This is a genomic window from Streptomyces sp. BA2 (assembly GCF_009769735.1).
Lineage (GTDB): Bacteria > Actinomycetota > Actinomycetes > Streptomycetales > Streptomycetaceae > Streptomyces.
In genome coordinates this window covers 4,388,775-4,402,204 of the sequence record NZ_WSRO01000002.1, presented here as the reverse complement: position 1 = coordinate 4,402,204, position 13,430 = coordinate 4,388,775, and the positions used below count along the sequence as shown (strand labels likewise).

Annotated in this window: 13 protein-coding genes; 6 read left to right on the top strand and 7 right to left on the bottom strand. The window is 71.1% G+C overall.

Annotated elements, in window-relative coordinates:
* Nucleotides 1-95: 95 nt before the first annotated feature.
* Nucleotides 96-2,642, bottom strand: a complete 2,547-nt coding sequence (locus tag E5671_RS22345) for a helicase-associated domain-containing protein (protein WP_160505736.1) — start codon at nucleotides 2,640-2,642, stop codon at nucleotides 96-98.
* A gap of 624 nt (nucleotides 2,643-3,266) precedes the next feature.
* Here E5671_RS22345 and E5671_RS22340 point away from each other — a divergent pair.
* Entirely contained in the window at nucleotides 3,267-4,307 is a 1,041-nt protein-coding gene (locus E5671_RS22340) for a hypothetical protein (RefSeq protein ID WP_160505735.1), read from the top strand.
* Between the two features lie 37 nt (nucleotides 4,308-4,344).
* Here the strand turns inward: E5671_RS22340 and E5671_RS22335 are convergent, their stop codons facing one another.
* Nucleotides 4,345-5,100, bottom strand: coding sequence for a GbsR/MarR family transcriptional regulator (locus tag E5671_RS22335; RefSeq protein WP_160505734.1), 756 nt, complete (start codon nucleotides 5,098-5,100; stop codon nucleotides 4,345-4,347).
* A 222-nt stretch (nucleotides 5,101-5,322) separates the two neighbouring features.
* Between E5671_RS22335 and E5671_RS22330 the strand changes: the two genes are divergently transcribed.
* Genes E5671_RS22330 through E5671_RS22320 form a run of 3 tightly spaced genes read left to right on the top strand, consistent with a single transcriptional unit; the run spans nucleotide 5,323 to nucleotide 7,792 of the window.
* Nucleotides 5,323-5,997, top strand: coding sequence for a DUF4097 family beta strand repeat-containing protein (locus E5671_RS22330; RefSeq protein ID WP_160505733.1), 675 nt, complete (start codon nucleotides 5,323-5,325; stop codon nucleotides 5,995-5,997).
* A gap of 47 nt (nucleotides 5,998-6,044) precedes the next feature.
* On the top strand, nucleotides 6,045-7,004 hold the full coding sequence (locus E5671_RS22325; protein ID WP_160505732.1) for an ATP-binding cassette domain-containing protein: 960 nt from the start codon (nucleotides 6,045-6,047) through the stop codon (nucleotides 7,002-7,004).
* The gene (locus tag E5671_RS22320) at nucleotides 7,001-7,792 is read left to right on the top strand and encodes an ABC transporter permease (RefSeq protein WP_160505731.1); all 792 of its coding nucleotides are present in this window, start codon (nucleotides 7,001-7,003) and stop codon (nucleotides 7,790-7,792) included. The genes E5671_RS22325 and E5671_RS22320 overlap by 4 nt, the downstream gene beginning before the upstream one ends.
* An 86-nt stretch (nucleotides 7,793-7,878) precedes the next feature.
* On the opposite strand, the gene E5671_RS22315 is transcribed toward E5671_RS22320, so the two are convergent.
* The 4 genes from E5671_RS22315 to E5671_RS22300 all read right to left on the bottom strand — a co-directional run bounded on the left by E5671_RS22315 (nucleotide 7,879) and on the right by E5671_RS22300 (nucleotide 11,871).
* A complete protein-coding gene (locus E5671_RS22315) occupies nucleotides 7,879-8,886 on the bottom strand; it encodes an ABC transporter substrate-binding protein (RefSeq protein ID WP_160505730.1) in 1,008 nt (335 codons plus the stop codon).
* On the bottom strand, nucleotides 8,883-9,740 hold the full coding sequence (locus E5671_RS22310; protein ID WP_160505729.1) for an ATP-binding cassette domain-containing protein: 858 nt from the start codon (nucleotides 9,738-9,740) through the stop codon (nucleotides 8,883-8,885). Before E5671_RS22310 ends, E5671_RS22315 begins: the two co-directional genes overlap by 4 nt.
* Complete coding sequence (locus E5671_RS22305) at nucleotides 9,737-10,804, bottom strand: FecCD family ABC transporter permease (protein WP_160510345.1); 1,068 nt, start codon at nucleotides 10,802-10,804, stop codon at nucleotides 9,737-9,739. Before E5671_RS22305 ends, E5671_RS22310 begins: the two co-directional genes overlap by 4 nt.
* A gap of 68 nt (nucleotides 10,805-10,872) precedes the next feature.
* Entirely contained in the window at nucleotides 10,873-11,871 is a 999-nt protein-coding gene (locus tag E5671_RS22300; RefSeq protein WP_160505728.1) for a FecCD family ABC transporter permease, read from the bottom strand.
* A 119-nt stretch (nucleotides 11,872-11,990) separates the two neighbouring features.
* Here E5671_RS22300 and E5671_RS22295 point away from each other — a divergent pair, with 119 nt between their 5' ends.
* Nucleotides 11,991-12,629, top strand: a complete 639-nt coding sequence (locus E5671_RS22295; protein WP_160505727.1) for an HAD family hydrolase — start codon at nucleotides 11,991-11,993, stop codon at nucleotides 12,627-12,629.
* On the opposite strand, the gene E5671_RS22290 is transcribed toward E5671_RS22295, so the two are convergent.
* Nucleotides 12,622-12,873, bottom strand: coding sequence for a hypothetical protein (locus E5671_RS22290; RefSeq protein WP_160505726.1), 252 nt, complete (start codon nucleotides 12,871-12,873; stop codon nucleotides 12,622-12,624). The genes E5671_RS22295 and E5671_RS22290 overlap by 8 nt on opposite strands.
* 171 nt (nucleotides 12,874-13,044) lie before the next feature.
* Between E5671_RS22290 and E5671_RS47065 the strand changes: the two genes are divergently transcribed.
* Complete coding sequence (locus tag E5671_RS47065; protein WP_160505725.1) at nucleotides 13,045-13,428, top strand: cold shock domain-containing protein; 384 nt, start codon at nucleotides 13,045-13,047, stop codon at nucleotides 13,426-13,428.
* Nucleotides 13,429-13,430: the final 2 nt, after the last annotated feature.

Genomic DNA, 13,430 nt, shown 5'->3' with positions numbered 1-13,430 from the left:
GGTAAGCCAAACGTCCAGTGTGCCGCATGGCGCGCGCATACGGTCCGGCCCACGGGCCCGTCTGCGTCACAGCCCGGGGGCCGCGGGGGCCGCCCTCAGTCGTCCGCCAGCTCCGCGACGCCCGTGACCCGGTGCAGGGGGTACGTCCTGACTTCGTCCGCCGTGTGGTCGTACGCCGTGACGAAGCCGCCCTCCACCCGGATCGGGGCGATCACGCGCTGGCTGGCCGAGCCCTCCGCGTTGACGTAGCCGATCCACAGCGCCTCGCCGGTCAGGACCGCGGTCTGCATGGTGGCGAGGGTCTCCGCCGCCGTGGTGCGGGGCAGCGCTTCGCCCTTCTCCGGGGTCGCCTTGCGGGGCGTCGTCGATGCCAGGTCGCCGGCGCGGATGGCGCGTACGGCAGTGCCGATCAGGGTGGTGTCGGGCAGCGGGGGCCCGTCGTGGACCGGCTCCGGTTTGGTGCGGGGCGGCGAGCGGTGGGCGTGCGCCCGCGTGATCAGTACGTCGCCCTCGGCGCTCTCCGCGGCGGGCGCGAAGCCCATCCCCCGCAGGCCTTCGAGGAGCGCCCCGGGGTCGGCCTGCGCGGCGAGCACGGTGGGCGCGAGGCGGCGCAGGCGCAGGCCCTGGGAGCGCTTGTCGGCGAGGATCTCGTTCAGCAGGGCCTCGTCGTCGCAGCGTACGTACGCGGACGCGGCGCCGATCCGCAGGTGGCCGTGTTTACGGGCCACGTCGTCGATGAGGTACGCGAGCGGCTGCGGCACCGGCGTACGGGAGTGCGCGGCGAGGAAGGCGTGCAGGTCGGACGCCGACTTCCCCGCGTCGAGCGCCCGTCGCACGGAGCCGGGCGTGAACCGGTACACCGTCGCGCCGCCCTTCGACTCCACGTCGGCGAGCACGGAGAGGGTCTCGGCCAGCGGCCGATCCAGCGGGCCGGGGGCCACGGCCGTGAGGTCGGCCTGCAGCAGGACGTGATCGAGCGGTTCGGGGAGCAGCGGGGCGAGGAGCCTGGCGGCTCGTGCCCCGCAGGCGGCGAGTTCGGCGGGGGAGGGGTGGGCGCCTGCCCTTGCCGGGGTCTCCTCGCTCTCGGAGCCGAGCAGTGCCCGTCCGTGCGCGGACAGTGCCCCGCGCCCCGTGACACCCAGCAACTCCGCTTCGTTCAGCGTCCATTGGGCGATGCGGGCCCGCAGCTCCAGGGGTGCGTTGCCGACCGGAGCGTGGGTGGACACGCCGCCCGTGGATGCGCCGCCCCCGGAGGAGCCGCGCGGCGGGCGCTCCCACCGCAGGCGCGCGAGGATCGACTCGGGGGTGGGGCTCGCGCCGTCCGGCAGGGTGGTGAGGAGCGTGAGCACCCGGCGGCGGATCTCCGGCGCCGACGAGCGGTCCAGGTGCGGGCCGAGCGCCGACAGTGTGCGGTCCTTGCCGTCACGGCCGCCGATCAGGCCCGCCGTGCGGGTCGCCGTCAGCCAGGCCGTGGCGATGACCGACCAGCGCTCGGCGGCGGGCAGCTCCTGCCAGTCGTCGTACGCGGGCGTCGCCGCGTACCGCTCGTCCGCGTCGCCGTCCGACGCCACCAGGCCCGCCGCGTAGGCAAGTTCGACCCAGAACGCCGCCACCGGTTCAGGTACGTCGAGGGCGACCGCCGTCCGCTTCAGGTCGCGCACGCTGAGGCCGCCCGCGCGCAGCACGGTGGGGCCGCCCTCGTCCCAGTCCTTCAGGAGCTCCTCGACCGTGTCGAGCGCCATGTACGCCTGGCTCGCCGCCGCCGCGTCCACAGCCTGTGGACGGTGTTCGCGCAGCGGCTCGACGGCGGGCGGCGCCGGTTCGAGCACCCGGTGGGCGCGGCCAGCGCGCAGGTGCAGGGCCGCCTCGCGGGGGAGTACGACGGTGCCGGGCGAGGTGGGAAGCAGGAGCCCCCGGTCCAGGAGCCAGCGCAGGTGGCGGGCCGGATCGGCGGTGACCTGGCCGTACGGCGGGCCCCAGACGAGCCGCGAGAGCACTTCGACGGACTCGGCGGGGGCTTCGTCGAGGAGCGCGGACATCCGCGTGCGGTCCGTGAAGAGCTCGGTGAGCGACTTGACCGCGGAGACCGCGTCGTGGGTGGAGGGGAGCCCGGCCGCCGCCACGATGTCCTGCATACGGTTCGGCGACATGCCCGCGGTGGCTTCGGCGACGGTCGGGCCGAGGCCGGTGGGGGAGGGGTACTGCGGGGCGGGGGCGAGGAGTTCGCGTGCGGTGCGGACCAGGCGGAGGCGGTCGTCGGCACCCCAGATGAGGGCCTGCTCGCGGAGGGTGGCGAGGGCGGTGGTGAGGGCAGCGCCGACGGAGGCGTCGCCTCCCCCGCCCTCGCCCTCGTCTCCCGCGACGAGGGCGTGCAGCTCGTCGTACGTCGCCGGTTCCGGAGCCACGGCGAGTGCCTCGGCGACCTGCTGGGCGAACCGGTCGAGCCGCTCCAGGGCGCGGACCACCGAGGCGCGGGTGGCTGCGCGGGTGGCGAGCTGGGTGAGGTCGTTCGGGACGGGCGTGAGCAGATCGGGGCGGGCGTGGAGCAGCGCGCCGAGGGACGCGTCGTCACGGGAGCGGAGTGCCTCGGCGAGGGACCGGGGGCTGTCCGCTGGGCGCTGGGGCTGCTCGTCGGTGCTCATCAGGGTCACGGTAGCGGGTCGGGGCACGGGGCCGGGCGTTCCTGGTGTCTGTGGGTGTGGGCGGGGGTGTGGGCGGGGGTGTGGGCGGGGCGCGGTTCCCTGGCCGGGTGCGGGTGCGGGTGCGGGTGCGGGTGCGGGTGCGGTGCGTGTGTGGGTGCGGTGCTGTCTGCGGGTCATCGTGCGTTGCTGCGGCGTCACTCCGCCTTGGGTGCGGGGCCGCGCCGGTATGTCCGTCCTCGCTATCGTCCGGTGGCCGTGGGGTTGCTTCGGCGCCGGAGTGCCGCGAACCGTGCTCCGGGCAGACATACCGGCACGTCCCCTCGCGTCTCACTGCCGCCTGCGGGTGCGTGGGGGTCGGGTTTCCCCACCCACCCGTCACCCCCCCCACCCGCCCCCGCCCGGAATGCAGCCCCCCTGGCACCGCGGGGTAATCGGGTGGGCGGGCGGGAAAGCTTGTTCGTTCAGGGGAAGCTGCGGGGTGATCGGGCGGGTGGGTGGGAAAGCCTGTTCGGGCAGGGGAGGCTGCGGGTCCCTCGGGCCTGCCGGAGCCCGGAGGACGCGATACCGTCGACCCACCGGGTACAACGGGCGGGTCGCCAACGCGGCCGCCCCGGAGGGGACTTCGTGGGGATCGAGAGCGATCAGCTCGTCTACGACTATCTGAGCCGCGTCGGCGACCTGGCCCAGCAACGCCAGCTGCCGTCAGGCACCCGCATGCGCCTGGTCTCCGACCTGCGGAACCAGATCGACCGCAGCCGGGCGAAGACCACGGCCGAAAGCCCGGCCGCGATACGCCGCATCCTCGACCGCCTCGGCACCCCCGAAGAACTCGTCGAAGCCGCGGGCTCCGGTGACGTACAGGAGACGGCCGAGCCCCGCCCCGCCGTCCCCACCCAGCGCACAGCGGAGCCGAAGGAACGCCCCAAGCGCCCGCGCAGCGTGATCCCCCGCCCCCGGCCCCGCCCCGCGGCGGCGGAGGAACCGGACCCGCCCCAGGAGGACGTGCCGTCCCCGCCGCACCTCGCCGGCACGGACGAGCTCGGTGAGAGCGGTTCCGAGCCCGACTGGTGGCGAGTGGACAGCAGCCCCTTCGGCCTCGCCGACACCGTGCCGGGCTTCACCGGCGGCGTAGAAATCCCGGAAATCCTCAAGCCCCCGCCGAAGAAGCGCCTCGAAAAGGAAGAGCAAGAGAACGAGGAAGAGGACTTCGACGACGACGAGGACGTCGACGAAGAAGACGTCGATGACGGCCACCCCGCCCCGCGGCGCCGCCTCCGCCTCCGCCGCCCCGCCACCGCCTCCGTCGCCCCAACCCCCACAGCCCCCCGCTTCACCAACCCCCTCCTCCTGCTCGCCGCGGCCCTCCTCACCGTCGGCGCCATCCTCGGCAACTGGCTTGCCCTGGGCGGCGGCTGGCTCCTCGCCTACGCCTCGCGCAGGCTCAGCCGCGCCGAGGCGAAGTGGGCCGTACTCGGTCTGCCGGGGCTTTCCGTGGCCGCCGGGATCACCTGGCTGTGGGGCAGGAACGAAGGCCGCTGGGGCGACGACATCCCCGACGGCCACATGAGCGACGCGATGGCCGAGACCTGGCCGTGGGTGGTACGCGGCGCGGCCGTCGCCTCCGCGCTCTACCTGTTGTGGAGATCGCAGCGGCAACGGCCGTGAGTCACGAGCGAGTCATGAGCCGCGAGCCGCGCGCTGCCTAGGCGCGGTCTGAATCCGGCTGCGCGGTGTCGCCCGCAGCCGCCTCGGGTTTCGTATGGAGGATCTCGCGGGCCTGGTCCGCGGCGCGGGCGAGGCTCTCGCTGACGAAGTCGAGGAAGCGGGCGATGTTCTCCAGGCGGGTGGCGGCCGGGGTGCCGGGCCCGAGGATGCCGACGCCCTGCCGTGCGGTCTCCACGACCTGGGCGGTGGAGCGGGCGCTGGCGATCATCGACTGGTACCAGATGTCGTCGTCGACGACGTAGCGCTCGCGGCGGCGTTCGTCGCGTTCCCGGCGGATGAGGCCCTGCCCGTCGAGGAACGTGATCGCCTTGGAGATGGACGCCGGGCTGACCTGGAGGCGCTGGACGAGTTCGGACGCGGTGAGGCTGCCCGTGTCGGTGGTGCAGAGGCAGGCATGCACCCGGGCCATCATCTTGGGCATCCCCGACTGCATGAAGACGGTGGTGAGCGTCTCCTCGAACTCGCGCACGGCTTCGGCGTCGCGCCCGTGAGCCTGCGGGGCCGCGTCCGGCTCCCGGGGCGCGGTCTGCCTGCGGCGGTGGGTGCGGCGTTCGGTGGCGCGGTGGGCGAGGTCGGCGCGGTAGGCGGTGGGGCCGCCGTTCCGCATCACCTCACGCGTGATCGTCGAGGTCGGACGGTCGAGACGTCTGGCGATCTCCGCGTAGGCAAGGCCTTCGGCCAGCCCCAGCGCGATCTGCTGACGTTCCTGCTGAGTGAGTCTGCCGCCCGGCATCGCGATCTCCTTCGTACTCCTCGGATGCCCTCACCATAGCGTTCACGCTCAATCTATTGCAACGGACGTATGGCAGTCGTTGCATTACTTTCAGGAGCGTTGCAACGATTAGCAGCCATTGACCTGCGGTTACTTACATCCATGGCAACGAGTGTGTTGCCGAGGTAGTGAACGCAACGTAGCTTTTCCCATGTCAGAAACAACGACCTGAAGGAGAGCACGATGCAGAACTTCGACACCCCCACCCCGGTCTCCGCCGTCCTCGACATCCCCGCGGGACACATCCGGTTCATCGCCGCCGACCGGGCCGACACCGCGGTCGAGGTCCGGCCCGCGAACGCATCGAAGGGCCGCGACGTGACGGCGGCGGAGGAGACCACGGTCGAGTACGCCGACGGTGTCCTGCGCATCGAGGCCGCTCCGGCGAAGAACCGGATCCTCGGCAGCGGCTCCGGAGCCGTGGAGGTGACCGTCCAGCTGCCCGCCGGCTCCCGCGTCGAGGCGAAGGCCGCAAGCGCCGACTTCCGGGGGGTCGGACGGCTCGGCGACGTCGTCTTCGAGGGCGCGCAGGGCACGGTCAAGCTCGACGAGACCGCGAGCGCCCGCCTCTCCCTCCAGGCCGGTGACGTCTCGGTCGGCCGACTGGGCGGCCCCGCGGAGATCAGTACGCAGAAGGGCGACCTCCGCATCGCCGAGGCCGTGCACGGCCAGGTCACCCTGCGGACCGAGTCCGGCGAGATCTCGGTCGGCGCCGCCCGGGGAGTCTCCGCCTCCCTGGACGCGGGCACCTCGTACGGCCGGATCCGCAACACGCTCCAGAACGCCGACGGCGCCGCCGCCGGCCTGAACATCCACGCGACCACCGCCTACGGCGACATCACGGCCCGCAGCATCTGACCCCCGCAGCAGCTGACCCCCGGCAGACCCTGAGGAGCACACCCACCATGAAGAATCCCGCCATCGCGGCGAACGGGCTGCGCAAGTCCTACGGCGAGAAGACCGTGCTCGACGGCATCGACCTGGCGGTTCCGGCCGGCACCGTCTTCTCCCTGCTCGGGCCGAACGGCGCAGGCAAGACCACCGCCGTGAAGATCCTCTCCACCCTCGTCACCGCCGACGGCGGGGACCTGCACGTCGGCGGCCACGACCTGGCCGCCGACCCGCAGGCCGTGCGTGCCGCGATCGGTGTCACCGGCCAGTTCTCCGCCGTCGACGGCCTGATCACCGGTGAGGAGAACATGCTCCTCATGGCCGACCTGCACCACCTGCCCAAGCAGGAAGGCCGACGGGTCGCCGCCGAACTCCTTGAACGCTTCGACCTCACCGAGGCCGCGAAGAAGCCCGCCTCCACCTACTCCGGCGGCATGAAGCGCCGCCTGGACATCGCCATGACCCTGGTCGGCAACCCGCGGATCATCTTCCTCGACGAACCCACCACCGGCCTCGACCCCCGCAGCCGCCACAACATGTGGGGCATCATCCGCGAGCTCGTCTCCGACGGCGTCACCGCCTTCCTCACCACCCAGTACCTGGAAGAAGCCGACGAACTCGCCGACCGCATCGCGGTGTTGAACAACGGCAAGATCGCCGCCGAAGGCACAGCCGAAGAACTCAAGCGGCTCATCCCCGGAGGCCACGTACGCCTCCGCTTCACCGACCCGACCGCCTACCAGCACGCATCCAGCACCCTCACCGAAGCGACCCGCGACGACGAGGCACTCTCCCTGCAGATCCCCAGCGACGGCACCCAGCGCGAGCTCCGCTCCATCCTCGACTGGCTCGACTCCGCCGACATCGAGGCCGACGAACTGACCGTGCACACCCCCGACCTCGACGACGTCTTCTTCGCCCTGACCGGCAGCGACACCCACGTCCCCAACAAGACCAAGGAGAACGTCCGATGAGCTCCCTCTCCCTCGCCGTCCGCGACTCGTCCACGATGCTGCGACGCAACCTCCTGCACGCCCGCCGCTACCCGTCGATGACCCTCAACCTGCTGCTCACCCCGGTCATGCTGTTGCTGCTCTTCGTCTACCTCTTCGGCGACGTGATGAGCGCCGGGATCGGCGGCGGCGGAGCGGACCGCTCCGACTACATCGCCTACATCGTCCCGGGCATCCTGCTGATGACCATCGGCGGCACCGTCGTCGGCACCGCCGTCTCGGTCTCCACCGACATGAGCGAAGGCATCATCGCCCGCTTCCGCACCATGGCCATCCATCGCAGTTCCGTACTTGTCGGACACGTCATCAGCAGCGTCCTGCAGTCGGTTGCCAGCGTGGTCCTCGTCGGCGGCATCGGCGTCGCCATCGGCTTCCGCTCCACCGACGCCACCGTCCTGGAATGGCTGGCCGCCTTCGGAGTGCTCGTCCTCTTCGCCATGGCACTCACCTGGGTCGCCGTCGGCATGGGCCTGGTCAGCCCGAACGCCGAAGCCGCGGGCAACAACGCCATGCCGATGATCCTGCTGCCCCTCTTCTCCAGCGCCTTCGTCCCCGTCGGGTCCATGCCGGGCTGGTTCCAGCCGATCGCCGAGTACCAGCCCTTCACCCCCGCCATCGAGACCCTGCGCGGCCTGCTCCTCGGCAGCGAGATCGGCAGCAACGGATGGCTCACCATCGCCTGGTGCCTGGGACTGACCGTGCTCGGCTACTTCTGGTCGACCTCGAAGTTCAACGACGACCCCAAGTAGACGACCCGAAGTAGACGACCCGAAGTAGACGACCCCAAGTAGCCGTCACGACTCCGGGGGCCCGGCGGCCCCCGGAGTCCTGGCGGCTACTTCTTCGTCAGGGACTTCTGCATCTCGTCCAGGATCTTGTTCGCCGCCGTGTAGCCGATGCCCTGGATCCACAGCTCGTCGTCGACGGTGTGGACGTTGCCCTTCTTCACCGCGCCCATGTTCTTCCACAGGCTGCTGCCGACGGTCTGCGTCTGCTTGGACTTCTTCGGATCGCCGTACGTGGAACGGAAGATGACATCCGCGTCCGCGAGGTCGATCTTCTCGGGCGACACGTCGTACGAGAAGCCGTCCTTGGCCTTGGCCGCGATGGCCGGGCGGCCCAGACCGACGTCCTTGAGGAGCGTGGCGATGTATGTCTGCTCGCCGTAGATGCGGATGTCCGCGCCCTCCACGAAGCGCACGATGTTGACCTCCGTCGCCTTGGCCTTCGCAGGGCCGCCGACCGCGGTGGTGACCTTCTCGGCGTGCGCGTCGTACGCGGAGACGACCTTCTTCGCCTCGGCCTTCTTGCCCAGCGCGTCGGCGTGGACCTGGAAGTTCTCCTTCCAGGGGTGGCCGGTGTTCTCCGTCATCACGGTCGGCGCGATCTGCTTGAGCTGCTCGTACTTCGCGGCGTGCCGGATCTTGCTGGTGAGGATGACGTCCGGATTGAGGGCCGCGATGGCCTCCATGTTCGGATTCAGCATCTCGCCGACGTCCTTGATGCCGCTGACCTTGTCCTTGGGCAGGTAGCTCGGGAAGCCCGACGACGCCTCGACGTGCGTGGAGCCCACCGGCTTCACGCCCAGCGTGATCGCGGAGTCCAGTTCGGCCGTGTCGAGGACGACGACACGCTTCGGGGCGACCGGCACCTTCACGTCGCCCATCGCGGTCTTGACGACGTGCGTCTTGCCGGAACCCGAACCTGAACCCGAGCCGGAGTCGTCGGAGGAGTCCGACGAGCCGCAGGCGGAGAGCGCGAGCGCCCCGCTGAGGGCGAGCGCCCCGGCGGCGAGGGAGCGGCGGCGGCTCGCGGAGCCGCTCTGGAGGTTGACGGAGGTCATGGCTTCTGGGCCACCTTTCGATCGGACGAGGACTTCGAGTTCGATTCGGCGGCCCACGGAGCCCCGGGAACGACCAGGGGCGACCCGGTCACCGGATCCGGCACCACCACACACTCCAGACCGAACACCTCGCGTACGAGATCCTCGGTGACGACGTCGGCGGGCGCGCCCTCGGCGACGATCCGGCCCGTCTTCATGGCGACGAGGTGATCGGCGTACCGGGCGGCCTGGTTGAGGTCGTGCAGCACGACGACCACGGTCCTGCCGCGCTCACCGTCCGGCCCGTCGGCGGCCAACTGGCGCACCAGATCCAGCACTTCCACCTGGTGCGAGATGTCGAGATACGTCGTCGGCTCGTCCAGGAGCAGGATGTCCGTCTCCTGAGCGATGGCCATCGCGATCCACACCCGCTGGCGCTGACCGCCCGAAAGCTCGTCCACGGACCGCTCGGCGAGCGCGGCGACGTCAGTACGCTCCATCGCCTGCGTCACGGCCCGCTCGTCCTCGTCGGACCACTGCTGCCACCAGTGCTGATGCGGCTGGCGCCCACGCGCGACGAGGTCGGCGACGGTGATCGCCTCCGGGGCGACGGGCGTCTGCGGGAGCAGCCCGATCTGCTGGGCGATCTTCTTGGTCGGCAGCTTGGCGAGCGCGTCGCCGTCGAGCAGGACCGCGCCGCTCCTGGGCTTGAGGAGGCGGCCGAGTGCGCGCAGGGTGGTCGACTTTCCGCACGCGTTGGGGCCGACGATGACGGTGACCTTGCCGTCGGGGACCGCGAGTTCGAGCTCGTGCACGACTTCGCGGTCCTCGTAGGCGAGGGTCAGCTCGCGGGCGCTGAGGCGGGCGGCGGTCACGAGGTGCCTCCATTGCGGACGGAACGGCTGCGGACGCTGTGGCTTCGCACGATCAGCCAGATCAGGTACGGGGCTCCGACGGCCGCCGTGAGGACGCCGACCGGCAGCTCGGTGGGCGAGAAAAGACGCCGGGCAAGGAGATCGGCGAGGACGAGGATCAGCGCGCCGATCAGCGCCGAGCAGAGCAGCGGGATCTGCGCGGTGCGGGTGAGGCGGCGGGCGATCTGCGGGGCGAGCAGCGCCACGAAGTCGACGGGCCCGGCGGCGCCGGTCGCCACGGAGGCGAGGACGACGCCGAGCAGCACGAGACCGAGGCGTACGTGACCGAGGCGCGCCCCGAGCGCGGTCGCCGTGTCGTCGTCCATGGTCACCGAGCGCTGGGCGCGGGCGGCCCAGAACACGAACGGGAGCAGGACGAGCAGGGTCAGGGCGAGAGGTGCCGCCTCCGTCCAGCCGCGCCCGTTGAGGGAGCCCGTCATCCAGATCTGCGCCTGCTGGGCGACGAGATAGTCGCCCTTGGTCATGAAGAGCGTGGTGATGGAGCGCAGGGCGATCGCGAAGCCGATGCCGATGAGCACGAAGCGGGTCGCGTGCAGGCCGCCGCGCCAGGCGAAGACGTACACGAGGGCGGCCGCGACGACGCCACCGAGCACCGAGAGATACGGCAGGACGGTGGCGGAGGTGACCCCGAGGGTCATCGCCCCCACCGTCAGGGCGCTCGCGCCCTGGCTGATGCCGATGATGTCGGGGCTGGCCAGGGGGTTGCGGGCGACGGTCTGGATGAGGCCGCCCGCGATACCGAAGGCGGCGCCGACGAGGAGTCCGACGACCATGCGGGGTTCGCGCAGCGTTCCCACGACCAGCTCGTCCGGCGACGGCTGCCCGAAGACGACCTTCAGGGCTTCGGCGGGCTGTACGAAGGACTCGCCTATGCAGAGGTACGCGAGGCAGCTCGCCGCCAGGAGCAGGGCGAGGCCGACCGCGGCTGCCGCCGACCGGCGGTGCAGGAGGAACGCGGCTTTCCGGAGCCGCAGTACGGAATACCCTGCTGGACGCAGCTTCATCGGCCGGCCCGCAGCGGTGGTTGTGCCCACCCGTTCCGCCGTGCGGAACGCCTGCCCACAACGGCTACTCACGCTGCCACCGCCTTCCGGCGCACCAGCGTCACAAGGAACGGCACCCCGATGAGCGCGGTCATCACCCCGGCAGGCACCTCACTGGGCGGGAAGACCACTCGCCCCACGGTGTCGGAGACGAGAAGCATGACGGGTCCGAGGACGGCGGCCATGGGCAGCACCCAGCGATGCCCGCTCCCCACGATCGCGCGAGCGATGTGCGGGACAGCGAGGCCGATGAAGGCGATGGGCCCGGCAGCCGCCACGCCCGCCCCCGTGAGCACGGTCGCCCCGAGCCCCCCGACGATCCGCACCGTCGCGACCTTCTGCCCGAGCCCCTTGGCCACGTCCTCGCCGAGGGCGAGTGCGTCGAGCCCGCGCGCCACTGACAGCACGAGCACGAGCCCCACCAGGAGGAACGGCCAGATCTGCCCGGCGATCTCCGCGTCGCGCCCGGAGAGCGAACCCACCTGCCAGAAGCGGAACTCGTCCAGGGCGGAGGCCTTGGTGGTGAGGATCCCGGTGGTCACGGACACCAGCAAGGCATTGATGGCGGCGCCGCCGAGGGCGAGTTTCACCGGGGTCGCCCCGCCCCGTCCGCTCGCGGCGATCGCGTACACCGCTACGGACGCGATGCCCGCGCCGACGAAGGCGTACCAGACGTATCCGGTCAGCGTGTGGACGCCCGCGAACGCGATCGCCATGACCACACCCACCGAGGCGCCCTGGCTGACGCCGAGGATGCCGGGGTCGGCGATGGGGTTGCGGGTGATGCCCTGGAGGACCGTGCCGGCGAGCGCGAGCGCGGCGCCGACCATCAGGCCGATGAGCGTGCGAGGCACCCGCATCTCGCGGATGACCTCGGCGGCGTCGCTGTGCCCGCCGTGCAGCAGGGCGTCGATGACGGCGGACGGCGCGATCGCGCGGGCGCCGACGGAGAGGCTGAGCAGGACCGCGAGCAGCAGGGCCACGACGGCCGCCGTCATCGCGACAGCGCGTCTGACTGGCACACGCATCGGCTGAGCTCGTTTCGGATCGGTAGGGGCTGAACGGCGAAGCTTGGTAAGGCTTGGCTAAGAGTAAGGGCGACCTCAGCGCCGGTCACCCGCCGGTCGGGCCTCTGCACAATGGCCTCATGACCTCACGCGCCCTGACGGTCGGCTTCGACCTCGACATGACCCTGATCGACTCCCGCCCCGGCATCAAGGAGGCCTATCTGGCCCTCTCCGCCGAGACCGGAACGTACATAGACGCCGACCTCGCCATCACCCGGCTCGGCCCGCCCCTGGAGGAGGAGCTGCGCAACTGGTTCCCAGCGGAGCAGATCCAGGAGATGGCCGACCGCTACCGTGAGATCTATCCCACATACGCCATCACGCCCACCCTCGCCATGACCGGCGCCCGTGAGGCGGTCGCGGCGGTCCGCTCCCACGGCGGCCGGGCGATCGTGGTCACCGCCAAGCACGAGCCGAACGCGAAGCTCCACCTGGCGCACCTCGGCATCGAGGCGGACGCGGTGATCGGCTGGCTGTGGGCCGAGGCCAAGGCGGAGGCGCTGCGCGAGCACGACGCGGCTGTGTACGTCGGTGACCACACCGGTGATGTACGCGGCGCGCGTACGGCGGGCGCGCTGTCCGTCGCGGTGGCGACCGGGCCGTGCGACGCAGCGGAACTGCGCGCGGCGGGCGCGGATGTCGTGCTCGGTGACCTGACGGAGTTCCCCGCCTGGCTCGACGGGTACGTCGCCGGCGCCGCGGGCGTCGCCGTCAGGTAGCCGCGGACTTGGCCTGGCGGCGCTGCACGGCGATACCGCGCAGCACTCCCGCCACGGCGATGAGGAATCCGACGCCCATCAGCATGCACACCGCGTACGCGATGGACGGGAAGGGGTCGGTGCCGAGGAACAGCGGGGCCACCGTGACCAGAGTGGCCACGGCTCCGACGAAGAAAACGATCGCTCCGGTACGGACGAGGCCATCGCCCGGTCCGGCGGAATTCGTTTGGGTTTTGTCACGCACCCCACCAGGGTAGTTCCCAGCGCGAAGGAAGAATCCGGGGACGTCTTGTCACCGGCCCCCGGACCAATAGTCTTGGTGCTGGCGGGTCGGGCGACCCGCTGTAGTGCTATCCAGAGCCGTTTTCCGCGGCATAGACGCGTACGACGACAAGTACGAGGACGAGGACTTCAGGTGCCTACCGGCAAGGTCAAGTGGTTCAACAGCGAGAAGGGCTTCGGCTTTCTCTCCCGCGATGACGGCGGCGACGTCTTCGTGCACTCCTCCGTACTGCCCTCAGGTGTCGACACACTCAAGCCCGGCCAGCGCGTCGAGTTCGGCGTCGTCGCCGGCCAGCGCGGTGACCAGGCCCTTTCGGTGACGATCCTCGACCCGACACCGTCCGTCGCGGCCGCGCAGCGGCGCAAGCCGGACGAACTGGCGTCCATCGTCCAGGACTTGACGACCCTCCTGGAGAACATCACGCCGATGCTGGAGAAGGGCCGCTACCCCGACAAGGCGTCGGGCGCCAAGATCGCGGGCCTGCTGCGGGCGGTCGCGGACCAGCTGGACGTGTAGTT